Genomic DNA, 11,896 nt, shown 5'->3' with positions numbered 1-11,896 from the left:
TGTTTTCCCACATTTCTGGCCTGTTTTTTTGGCTCACGCAATTTCTAGCTGTTACTGTTCTGTGTTTCCGTTTCCGCCGGTTTCAGCACAGCCTCCACCTCAGATTCCATATCGTACACACCCACGGTATTCTTATTCGAGATAACCGTAATGTTCGCTACATCGTACAGCCGGTGATACACCGTGTGCTCGCCCTGCTCAAAGCCGGTGCAGCTCATGGAAAGCAGATATTCACCGCCCTGGAGCGTCATCTTCTGGCGGAAATTCACCTCGTACTCATCGCCGTTCTTCACCGGACGGATCTCGGCACCCTCAAACATCGTGTTGGTTCCGGTTAAGTCCGCACCCTTTTTATCTTTGATCGTGTAAGTAAAGATTGGTGACTGGATGCTGTCATGGAAACGGATCTTTTCCTTGATTGTGAAATACTCACCCTTTAACAACAGATTCGTCAAGTTGCCGCGTTCATCGAACATGCCAAGGTCGTAGATCTCGGCCTTGCCGTTTCCGTACTCGGTGCGGTTCGGGTTGATGGTCAGCTTATCTTTCATGAGACCGCTGTGCTTTTTATGCGCATGACCTGCTGCGCCGTCCTGACCCTTTGCCGTTCCTGCTGCATTTTCGCTGGTATCCGCGCCAGCTCCTGCGGATCCGTCTGCTGTTTCACCGGACGCGCTCTTCGCACCGGCTCCTGCCGCGTCAGAGTCCATCCCACCGGAAAAATCATTCATCTCCAGCAGTTCCTCTTCCAGATCATCCATCTGGTTTGCCAGGATCTTCTTATATAAATCCACCATCTTGCCCGGCGCGCCTTCGGCTACATAGTGTCCCTTATTTAAGAGCACAACCCGGTCACAGTATTTGATGACACTGCCCATATCGTGGGTAACCATAAGAATGGTCGTGCCGTTTTTGCGGATTTCCTCCATGCGGCGGTAACACTTGGACTGGAAGAAGACATCTCCCACGGAAAGTGCCTCATCGACAATAAGGATTTCCGGCTCCACGTTGATCGACAGCGCAAAAGCCAGCCGCACAAACATACCGCTGGAATAGGTTTTTACCGGCTGATAAACGAAATCTCCGATATCCGCAAACTCCAGGATATCCGGCAGTTTTTCATCCATCTGCTTCTTGGAAAAGCCCATCATGGTTCCATTCATGTAGATGTTCTCAATGCCGGTGTAGTCCATATTAAAACCGGCTCCCAGCTCTAACAGCGCTGAGATGACTCCGCTCACCCGGACCTGACCGCTCGTCGGCGTTAGGACTCCGGTAATGATCTTTAAGATCGTCGATTTTCCGGAACCATTGGTTCCGATGATGCCCACCGTCTCGCCCTTTTTTACGTTAAACGAAATATCGCTCAACGCGAAAAAGTCCCGGTGGTAATTTTTATGGGTTAAGCTGAGCGACTCCTTTAACCGGTCGATCGGTTTGTCGTACAGCTTATATATCTTGCTCACGTCCTGTACCTGGATCGCGTATTCATTGTTTGAAGACATGGGATTCCTTTCATTTGCAAAGTTCCAGGGCAGTCACAGACATCTTTTCATACGATTGCTTCTTGCACAGCCAACACATTGATACGATGCGCAAAACCGCCCAAAAAGAATCCTGCTTTGCAGGATCCTGCCGCCCCTGTGGCCCTGCAAGCCGCAATACGGGTAATTTACCACGACAGTATACCATTAATTTTCCTCAGGTGCAAGGCACGTACGCCTGAGCGCAGTAAATTTCATAAAATCCTTAGAATTTCGCAAGATTGCAAAACTATGCAGAATGATTGACTTTGCAGCCTTTCCGCCTTAAAATAGTTGTAGATACAACTATTTACAACAAAGGAGGCAGCCAGATGAAGCGCATCTTACCTTATCTGAGACCATACGTGCCACGTATGAGCCTTGGATTCGCCATCAAATTTATTGGAACACTCCTGGATCTGATGATTCCATGGATGCTGTCCACCATCATCGATGAAGTCATTCCCACCCGCAGCATGCAGCGCGTCCTGCTCTGGGGCGGCATGATGATTCTGTGTTCCATCGCCGTTTTCGCATTCAATGTCATTCCAAACCGGATGGCATCCAAAGTAGCCAGCGATGTTACGGAAGAAATCCGCAGGGATTTATATCACAAGGCCACGTCCCTTTCCTGTGCCCAGATGGACCAGATCACAATTCCTTCCGTAATATCCCGCCTGACGACAGACACGTACAATCTGCACCGGATGATCGGCATGATGCAGCGGCTTGGTGTGCGCGCGCCGATTCTTCTTACCGGCGGTCTCATTGTAACCATGACCATGGAACCAAAGCTCGGTGCCATTCTCCTCGCACTGATGCCGGTTATGATTCTGACGATATGGCTGATCCTGAAAAAAGGCATTCCCATGTACACAGAAACCCAGAAAAAGACGGACCGCATGGTACAGATCGTGCGGGAAAGCGTAACCGGCATCCGCATCATCAAGGCACTTTCCAAAACCGATTATGAATCAGACCGTTTTGAAAACACCAGCAGGATACTCTCAGAACAGGAACAGGCCGCCAGCATCACCATGGCCACCACGAACCCGCTCATGAATCTTTATCTCAATAGCGGACTTGTTCTCGTTATTCTGCTTGGTGCGTATATGGTCTACTCCGGCACTACCCAGATTGGCCGTATCATCGCATTCCAGAGTTATTTTACGATCATCCTCAATGCTGTCATTTCCATCTCCAGACTGTTCATCATCTATTCCAAAGGCGCTGCCTCTGCAGGACGAATTGCGGAGATGCTGGATCTTCCCGAAAAACTGCAGGCACTGCCCCATGAATCCAAAAAAGATGTGTCTGCTGATGAATTCCTGGCATTTGATGACGTCAGTTTTTCTTACCTCGGTCAGAAAAACAACCTGTCCCACATCCGTTTTTCCTTAAAAGAGGGAGAAAGCCTTGGCATTATCGGTGCAACCGGAAGTGGAAAATCAACCATCATTCATCTCCTTTTGCGCCTGTATGACGTAACCTCCGGCCAGATCCGCATAGGCGGAACCGACATCCGGCAGATTCCGCCGGATGCGCTGCACCGGATGTTTGGTATTGTATTCCAGTCCGATACCCTGTTCGCAGATACCGTTGCAGAAAACATCCGTTTTGGCCGCGGCCTTACCCCGGAACAGATCCAGACAGCTGCGCAGCTCGCCCAGGCCGATGAATTTATTTCCAATAAGGAAAACCAGTATCAGTTTGGACTGAGCAGTCACGGAGGCAACCTCTCCGGCGGCCAGAGACAGCGGCTTCTGATCGCACGTGCCCTGGCCGGAAATGCACCGATCCTGGTTTTCGATGATGCCTCCTCCGCGCTCGACTACAAAACCGATGCGGCGCTGCGCCAGGCCATCCGCACCAGGAAGCAGAAAGTCACCTCGATCATCATTGCACAGCGGATCAGTTCCATCATGCATTCCGACCACATCCTGGTGCTGGACGACGGACAGTGCATTGGCTATGGCACCCATGAAGAACTCATGAAAACCTGTCACGTTTACCAGGAAATTGCCCAGACCCAGTTAAATTCCGGCAGTAATGCGGCAGAAACCTGCAGAAAGGAGGCATTGGCATGAACGCAAATCCATTAGGAAATGGTCCGGTCCGTCCAAAAGGCATGATCGACAAACCAAAAATGAAAACAACCCTGATCTTAAAGCGCCTCTGGAAATACCTGTACCACTTCAAATCCACCCTGATCCTGGCTCTTTTTCTGACATTTACCGGGAATTTCCTTGCCCTTACCGGGCCAAAGCTTTCCGGTATGGCGGTCGATGCGATTTACGGGGTCGGCAATGTAAACTTTCCGCGCGTCTTTTTCTATTGCGGTCTTATGATGCTCTGCTATGGCATTTCTGCTTTATTTGAATGGCTTCTCTCCCTGACACTGACCCGACTCAGCCAGAAAATCGTGCAGAAAATGCGCTCCGATCTGTTCCGGCATCTGATGACCCTTCCGGTCAGCTTTTTCGACCGCAATCAGACCGGCGATATCATCAGCCATATTTCCTATGACATCGACACGATCAACACTTCCCTGTCCCAGGATCTGGTCCAGACCTGTTCCAGTTCCATTGTCATCCTTGGCTCCCTGATCATGATGTTGCGCATCAATGCACTCCTGGTCCTGGTTTTTGTCATCACGGTTCCGCTTTCCTACCTGCTCACCAGTCACCGCACCAAACGGATCCGCCCTGTATTCAGCCGCCGGTCCGCACAGATGGGAGCACTGAACGGTTACACGGAGGAATCCATTTCCGGGCATAAAACCATAAAAGCCTACAACCAGGAAGACACCTTCCGCGCACGCTTTGAAATCCAGAACAAAGCAGCCTGCGATGCGTATTATCAGGCCGATTACGAATCCTCTCCCATGGGACCGACGGTCAACCTGCTCAACAACCTCTCCCTGTCCCTCATTTCCGTAGCCGGAGCGCTTTTATACCTGTTTGGCGGTTCATTTTCCCTGACGCTTGGCGAGCTTTCCTCTTTCGTGCTCTACTCCAGAAAGTTTTCGGGACCGATCAATGAACTGGCCAATGTCATCGGCGAACTCCAGTCCGCCCTGGCTGCCGCAGAACGCGTCTTCGTGCTGCTCGAAACCGATCCGGAAAGCCCGGATCTTCCTCAGGCCAGAGATCTGGAAATCAAAGAGGGCGCCGTATCCATGGAGCACATCCATTTCGGCTATACACCGGACAAACAGATCATCCACGATCTCTCCCTCGAGGCCAAAGGCGGTTCCCTGACTGCCATCGTTGGTCCTACCGGAGCCGGAAAGACCACACTGATCAATCTCCTCATGCGCTTTTATGATCCGCAAAGCGGAATCATCGCCATAGACCATACGCCGATTCTGGACATCACAAGAAAGAGTCTCCGTCTGGCCTATGCCATGGTTCTCCAGGAAACCTGGCTTTTCACCGGAACAATCAAAGAAAATATTGCCTATGGCTGTCCGGATGCCACGCAGGAAGAGATTGAGACAGCTGCCAAAGCAGCCCACATCCACAGCTTCATCACCTCACTCCCGCAAGGTTATGATACCCTGCTGACCGAATCCGGCATCAACATTTCCCAGGGGCAGAAACAGCTGATGACCATTGCACGCGCCATGCTCTTAAAATCCCAGATGTTGATTCTCGATGAAGCAACCAGCAACGTTGATACCCGCACAGAAATCCAGATCCAGTCTGCGATGCGAAAGCTGATGGTCGGGAAAACCTGTTTCGTCATTGCGCACCGCCTTTCCACGATCCAGAATGCCGACAACATCCTGGTTGTAAAAGACGGAGATATCATCGAGCAGGGCACCCATGCACAGCTGCTGGCGAAAAACGGATTCTATGCACAGCTGTTTTACTCGCAGTTTGCATAAGCTTTCTCACATCATAAAATCCATATATTTTTACCCAAAAAGGGGGTCTGACAGATATCAGATCCCCCTTTTCTATGAACAATTGTTCATTTACCATATACAATTCAGATTTTTACAGATGCAGTACCCGGTCACGGATCTCCTGGGTACGTCCCTGGTTCCAGAACTGGGTTCCAATGTAACCGCAGGTACGGCGTGCCACAGACATCTTGTCCTGGTCACGGTTTCCGCAGTTCGGGCACTCCCAGACCAACTTGCCGGATTCGTCTTCGACAATCTTAATCTCACCGTCGTAGCCGCAGCACTCGCAGTAGTCGCTCTTGGTATTCAGCTCTGCGTACATGATGTTCTCGTAGATGAACTTCATGACAGAGAGAACGGCCGGGATATTCTGCTGCATGTTCGGTACCTCTACATAGCTGATTGCTCCGCCCGGAGACAGCTTCTGGAACTCAGACTCGAATTTCAATTTACTGAACGCGTCAATCTCCTCGCTTACATGCACATGATAGCTGTTGGTGATGTAGTTCTTATCGGTAACACCCGGAATGATGCCGAAACGCTTCTGCAGGCATTTTGCGAACTTGTAGGTGGTAGACTCCATCGGCGTTCCGTATACGGAATAGCTGATGTTCTCTGCCTCTCTCCACTCCTTGCACTTGTCGTTCATCTTCTGCATGACAGCCAGAGCGAACGGTTTTGCAGCCGGATCGGTATGCGGCTTTCCGGTCATGCGCACGCACATCTCGTGGAGACCGCAGTAACCAAGAGAAATGGTGGAGTAACCATTAAACAGAAGCTTGTCGATGGTCTCGCCCTTTTTCAGTCTTGCCAGGGCACCGTTCTGCCAGAGAATCGGCGCTACATCGGAAATCGTTCCAAGCAGACGCTCATGACGGCAGCGCAGCGCGCGGTGGCAGAGTTCCAGGCGCTCTTCAAAGATCTCCCAGAAACGGTCCATATCGCCCTCAGAGGAACATGCTACATCCACCAGGTTGATGGTTACAACCCCCTGGTTGAAACGTCCATAGAACTTGTGGCTTCCATCCGGATTTCTCTGGGAATCCTCGACCGTCAGGAAAGAACGGCAGCCCATGCACGGGTAAACGTTTCCATTTTTCATCTCTTTCATGATCTTTGCGGAGATGTAGTCCGGAACCATGCGCTTTGCAGTACATTTTGCAGCAAGTTCAGTCAGATGCCAGTACTTGGAATCCTCCGTAATGTTGTCCTCGTCCAGAACATAGATCAGCTTCGGGAATGCCGGAGTGATCCAGACACCTTTTTCATTCTTAACACCCTGCATTCTCTGGACCATGACTTCCTCGATGATCATGGCAAGATCGTCACGGGTACGGCCTTCCGGTACCTCGTCCAGATACATGAACATGGTTACGAACGGAGCCTGTCCGTTACAGGTCATCAGGGTGATGAGCTGGTACTGGATGGTCTGGATACCGCTCTTGATCTCATCGCGCAGTCTGCGCTCTACCACACGGTCGATGATCGCATCGTCCAGGGATTCTCCGCACTCCTTGCGCTCCTCAATGACATTCTTGCGCAGTTTCTGACGGCTGATGTCCACAAACGGAGCCAGATGCGCCAGAGAGAAGGACTGTCCGCCATACTGGTTGCTGGCTACCTGAGCCACGATCTGGGTGGTAACGTTGCAGGCCGTGAAAAAGCTGTGCGGCTTCTCGATCATGGTCTCGCTGATGACAGTGCCGTTCTGAAGCATATCCTCCAGATTGATCAGGTCACAGTTGTGTTCTTTCTGTGCGAAATAATCGGTGTCGTGGAAGTGGATGATGCCCGCCTCATGAGCGCGCACAATCTCCTCTGGGAGCAGAACACGGCGGCTTAAATCCTTGCTGACCTCACCAGCCATGTAGTCACGCTGGGTGGAATTAATCACCGGGTTCTTGTTGGAGTTTTCCTGTTTTACTTCCTCGTTCAGGTGCTCGATCAGTGCCAGGATGCCATTATCCGTCGTATTCGATTTTCTGGTCAGTTCTCTCTTGTAACGGTAACGCACATATTTCTGTGCTACCTCGTAACCCCGCATCTCCATGATTCCGGTCTCTACCATATCCTGAATATCTTCTACGTTTACCGCATGCGTAGCCTCTTCCACCTGTTTTGCGATCATATCTGCCACTGCGTTGATCTGATACTCATTCAGCTGATGAAGATGATCGACGCTGGCATTCGCCTTGGTGATCGCGTTCACAATCTTAGAGACATCAAAAGAAACCTCTTTGCCATTTCTCTTGATCACATTTGTCTTAACATCCGTAGTCATGCCCAAACCCCTCTCGTATATACTATATCTTGTATTTTATTGTGTTATAAACAACTATATGTCGTAGCAGAATTTATGATACTACAAATATGGGGAAAATGGAAGTGGCAATTTCACGAATATTTCATGGAATATTTGGTTGAATATTTATTTTACATAAGGTATGATTAGACAGGTCCGTTTTGCCAAAATGCGGGAAACACCGCAGAGTTCCTTGCTTTTGAACCCAAACCGCAAACGGAAAAAGAACACAGGAGGTTCGCACATTGCTGAATAAATGGAAACAAAAGATAACAAAATTTGTATGTTTTGCCCTAACATGCCAGTTGTTCATTCTGACAGCCTGGGCTAAACCCGACTGGCCTTCTGATACCGGCATTATGGCAGAGGCCGGAATTGTCATGGATATGGATTCCGGTGCCATTTTATACGGACAGAATATCCACCTGGCTTATCCGCCAGCCAGCATCACCAAGATTCTGACAGCACTCATCGTCCTGGAAAATTGCAATCTGGATGATACTGTAACATTTTCTACGACCGCTGTCAACCAGGTGGAAGCAGACAGCGGAAATAAAATCAGCGTCGTAGCTGGAGACCAGCTCTCCGTGGAAGACTGTCTCTACTCCATGCTTTTGGTATCCTGCAACCAGGCAGCCAATGCCCTGGCTGAGCATACAGCAGGCAGCATTCCCGCCTTTGTGGACATGATGAACGAAAAGCTGGTGGAACTGGGATGCCAGGAAAGCCATTTTGAAAATCCATCCGGTTTAAACGGAGATAATCAGTATGTTTCCGCTTACGATATGGCCCTGATCGCGCAGGCCGCATACAATAATGAAACCATGGTAGAGATCAGCTCTGCCACGACACATAAGATCGCACCGACCACCCAGAATCCGGACGGTTTCACCATCCGCGGCGAACACCGTCTCTGTGTCACCGAAGATCAGAGCAGTCCCTACTACTATCCGGAAGCAATCGCCGGAAAAACAGGTTATCTGATCAAAGCCGGAAACACCCTGGTCACCTACGCAGTCAAGGATAACCGCCGTCTGGTCTCTGTCATCTTAAAAGGACAGCCGCGTCAGTACTTCGTAGATGGAAAAGCACTCCTGGAGTTCGGCTTCCGTTCCTTCCAGAACTACACCGTAGCCGACTACGAAAGCCGCTACGTCACCGGAAACGAAACCATCAACCTGGACAAGGGTTCTTTCCTGGCTTCCGATCTGATGATCGACCCGGACAGCGTCATCACCCTTCCAAACGGTGCTTCTTTCGAGGATGCCGACATTTCCCTTGGCGCACTGCCGGAAGTCAGCCCGGACAATGCCGTGGCCCTGCTCACCTACACCTACAATGACCGGGTGATCGGAACGGCCTATCTGCTCGCCAAAGACGGTGTCACTATCGATAACGGTGACAGCAGCACCGATTCTTCATCTGCAGCCAGAGATGGCAGTACCAACACTGCTGATTCTGCAGATGACGCAGGCAATTCCCTGGCTACCAGCTCCGATGCATCCGATTCACAGCGCACCCACGGAAACTTCTCCATCGTCGGCGTACTGGTCACGATTCTGATCGTGCTCCTCGTCCTTGCCGTGATCGGAATCGCAGGCTGGATCGTCTACTCCAGAAAGCAGGAAGCAAAAGCCCTCGCCGAGCGTCGTGAACGCAGAAGACGGAGACTGCAGCGTTCCGGTGATGAGGAAGAGTTTGAGCGGCTGCTGGAAGAATACAAAAATAAGAAGAAATAAACAATATTGCACAGTAAATCAAAGGGGCGAAAGTTTCCGCAGCCGCCATGCATGGCGGCTGCGGGAACTTTCGCCCCTCATTCGTTATCGTGCAATATTGTTCATTTACTGTCCCAGCCGGATTGGCTCTCCGCCTCCGGCCGTAATGGTTTTTGACGTGGTTGTCTGGGATTCTGTCTGGGCTGCATCTCCGGAGTTTTGTGTTTCCTGTCCGGATTGTGCGCTTTCTGGATTTTCAGTATTTCCTGCATCCGCTGAGACATCGGCTCCGGTGTTATCAGTGCTGCCGCTGTTTCCTGCATCCACGCTTTCTGTCGTATTCTCTGCTGTACTTTCAGCCGTGTTTTCTGTCGTTCTTCCGTAATTCAGGGCCGCGTACACATCCAGCATGCCGTTGCTGCTGAGTTTGCCTTCCAATGGCGGGATCTTGCGGGCGGTTTCTAACAGGACTTTACGGATATCGGAAAGCTGCAGGTCGGTGCGGTAGGAATACAGGAATGCAGCCGCACCGGTTACCATCGGTGCAGACATGGAGGTGCCAGTCATAAAGCCGTATCCACTGTTTGCAATGGTGCTGACGATATAAGTGCCGGGTGCTGCGATATCAACGCTCTTGGCGCCATAATTGGAGCTCTCAGCCAGGTTTCCGTCGAACATCAGGTTCGCAACGGATATCACATTATTTAAATCAAAGGAAGACGGGTAATCCGGTTTCTGATCCGTATCCTCTCCGATTCCTTTCGCGTCTCCGTTTCCGGCTGATACCACAAACAGCATCTTCGATTCGCGCATGACCTTTTCCAGTTCCGGATAATATTCGGTCGTTCCAAAACTGAGGTTGCAGATGGAGGCACCGTTTGCTTCCGCGTAGCGGATGGCTTCGATGATTGCCTTTTCCTCACCCACGCCGTACTGGGTTCCCAGCGCTTTTAGAGACATGATCTTGACATACTTGTTATCCGCGATTCCGGCAATGCCGCCATTTCCACGGGTCGCGGCAATGGTTCCTGCCGCATGGGTTCCGTGATCGTCCTCGCTGCCCTTGCAGAGTTCATTGTTTCCATCAAAGAAATTCCAGCCGTGCACATCGTCGATATAGCCGTTGCCGTCATTATCGATGCCATCTCCCGGAATTTCGTCTTCGTTGGTCCAAATGGCATCTTTCAAATCCGGATGATTGATGTCGATTCCGGTGTCAATGACCGCAACTACCACCTGACGATGTTCCTCTGTGCTTGCATCATAAAGGTTCCATGCAGGAAGAACATCGATATCTACTCCTTTTCTGGCACGGATTTCTTTGATCCGGTAAGCATCCGGACCAGCCACCGGTGCCGGCATTCCCAGATAGTTTGCCAGATCAATGAATGTGGCAAGCTTCGGATTACTGTCCTTGAAGCGGTTGATAATCTCGCTGTACTGAAGTTCCGCATCATTTTTCAGACCCCACTGGTACCTGGAATAGCTGTCGGAAGAAGACAGATTGGTTACGCCCGGACCGTAGACATCTGTAGAAAATGTATATCGCTCCGCATCGTAGGCTGACGTTTCCTGTGTCCGATCTGACGTAGTTTCTGTCTGCCCCGTAACCCTTCCGGGTATCCCCGGTCTTTCCGGCTGGTATGCTGCCAGACTGGCGCCGCAAAGGCATAGTGCCAGACCGGAAATTAATTTTCGTTTATAGTTCATTCATTTACTCCTTGTTCTGCTACCCATTTTATGTTATCCACTTGCTGTGTTATCCATGGATCACTTCTATGTGATAATGCCTAATCTTACATTTATAATACAGTTTCTGATTATAACATAAGTTACCAGTTCTTACTTTGAAAAATGTGTGAATTTTCCTTACGTTTTTACCCGTGATAGTAGCGTCCTTGCTGATGCTGTTCTGATTGCAGTTCCAATACACATCTGCCGGACCTGCCCATGACATTTTGCAGGTGCCAGATAAAGTTTTCCAGGTGCCAGATAACAGAAAAACCCGTGGAGAAAAATCTCCACGGGTCCTCTTACGTTTGGACACAGTAGGCGCACCAGGCGCATCTACATTATATGAAAATTTCGATTAATTTCTAATTAGAGATTATTCGCAGATAGAAACAACACGACCTGAACCTACGGTTCTACCACCTTCACGATACTTTAATCCCGTTTTACCTCATATTTTTTATGGTTTTCTCTCCAAAATACAGTGAAAAACGGCTGAATTGCACCACCTATTTTGATTTGCCTGATTTCTTGGCACCGTTTTGGCACCGTTTTGGCATCGGAGAATACTCAAACCGATTTTCTTCTGTAGATACTAGATACTTCTCTACCAACTTTATATTGCACCGGTAATTTTTAACTGTTATAATCGAAACATGGGTGCTACCATAACGGTAGGCGGTTAGTCCTTCTCCAGAGGGACTGTGACCCT

At 50.0% G+C, this 11,896-nt stretch carries 6 protein-coding genes; 3 read left to right on the top strand and 3 right to left on the bottom strand.

Going from position 1 to position 11,896, the window contains the following annotated elements; all coding sequences use genetic code 11:
- Positions 1-44: 44 nt before the first annotated feature.
- Positions 45-1,505: an ABC transporter ATP-binding protein gene (locus DXB18_RS05380; protein ID WP_118706435.1), complete on the bottom strand. Its 1,461-nt coding sequence runs from the start codon at positions 1,503-1,505 to the stop codon at positions 45-47.
- A gap of 350 nt (positions 1,506-1,855) precedes the next feature.
- Between DXB18_RS05380 and DXB18_RS05375 the strand changes: the two genes are divergently transcribed.
- Both DXB18_RS05375 and DXB18_RS05370 read left to right on the top strand, forming a co-directional pair.
- Positions 1,856-3,610, top strand: coding sequence for an ABC transporter ATP-binding protein (locus tag DXB18_RS05375; RefSeq protein WP_118706433.1), 1,755 nt, complete (start codon positions 1,856-1,858; stop codon positions 3,608-3,610).
- A complete protein-coding gene (locus DXB18_RS05370) occupies positions 3,607-5,412 on the top strand; it encodes an ABC transporter ATP-binding protein (protein WP_243103182.1) in 1,806 nt (601 codons plus the stop codon). Before DXB18_RS05375 ends, DXB18_RS05370 begins: the two co-directional genes overlap by 4 nt.
- 112 nt (positions 5,413-5,524) lie before the next feature.
- Here DXB18_RS05370 and nrdD read toward each other — a convergent pair whose 3' ends face one another.
- Positions 5,525-7,714, bottom strand: a complete 2,190-nt coding sequence (gene nrdD / locus DXB18_RS05365; RefSeq protein ID WP_118706431.1) for an anaerobic ribonucleoside-triphosphate reductase — start codon at positions 7,712-7,714, stop codon at positions 5,525-5,527.
- A 326-nt stretch (positions 7,715-8,040) separates the two neighbouring features.
- Here nrdD and DXB18_RS05360 point away from each other — a divergent pair, with 326 nt between their 5' ends.
- Positions 8,041-9,474, top strand: a complete 1,434-nt coding sequence (locus tag DXB18_RS05360; RefSeq protein ID WP_243103180.1) for a D-alanyl-D-alanine carboxypeptidase family protein — start codon at positions 8,041-8,043, stop codon at positions 9,472-9,474.
- A 105-nt stretch (positions 9,475-9,579) separates the two neighbouring features.
- On the opposite strand, the gene DXB18_RS05355 is transcribed toward DXB18_RS05360, so the two are convergent.
- Positions 9,580-11,163, bottom strand: coding sequence for a S8 family peptidase (locus DXB18_RS05355; protein ID WP_118706429.1), 1,584 nt, complete (start codon positions 11,161-11,163; stop codon positions 9,580-9,582).
- Positions 11,164-11,896: the final 733 nt, after the last annotated feature.

The organism is Clostridium sp. OM02-18AC (genome assembly GCF_003481825.1).
Taxonomy (GTDB): Bacteria; Bacillota; Clostridia; order Lachnospirales; family Lachnospiraceae; genus Brotaphodocola.
The sequence above is the reverse complement of the archived record's forward strand: the minus strand, read 5'-3'. Positions and strand labels throughout refer to the sequence as shown.

Excerpts from the sequence above, each read along its gene's own strand:
- DXB18_RS05380 (WP_118706435.1), bottom strand. The coding sequence starts at position 1,505 with ATGTCTTCAAACAATGAATACGCGATCCAGGTACAGGACGTGAGCAAG.
- DXB18_RS05375 (WP_118706433.1), top strand. The coding sequence starts at position 1,856 with ATGAAGCGCATCTTACCTTATCTGAGACCATACGTGCCACGTATGAGC.
- DXB18_RS05370 (WP_243103182.1), top strand. The coding sequence starts at position 3,607 with ATGAACGCAAATCCATTAGGAAATGGTCCGGTCCGTCCAAAAGGCATG.
- nrdD (WP_118706431.1), bottom strand. The coding sequence starts at position 7,714 with ATGACTACGGATGTTAAGACAAATGTGATCAAGAGAAATGGCAAAGAG.
- DXB18_RS05355 (WP_118706429.1), bottom strand. The coding sequence starts at position 11,163 with ATGAACTATAAACGAAAATTAATTTCCGGTCTGGCACTATGCCTTTGC.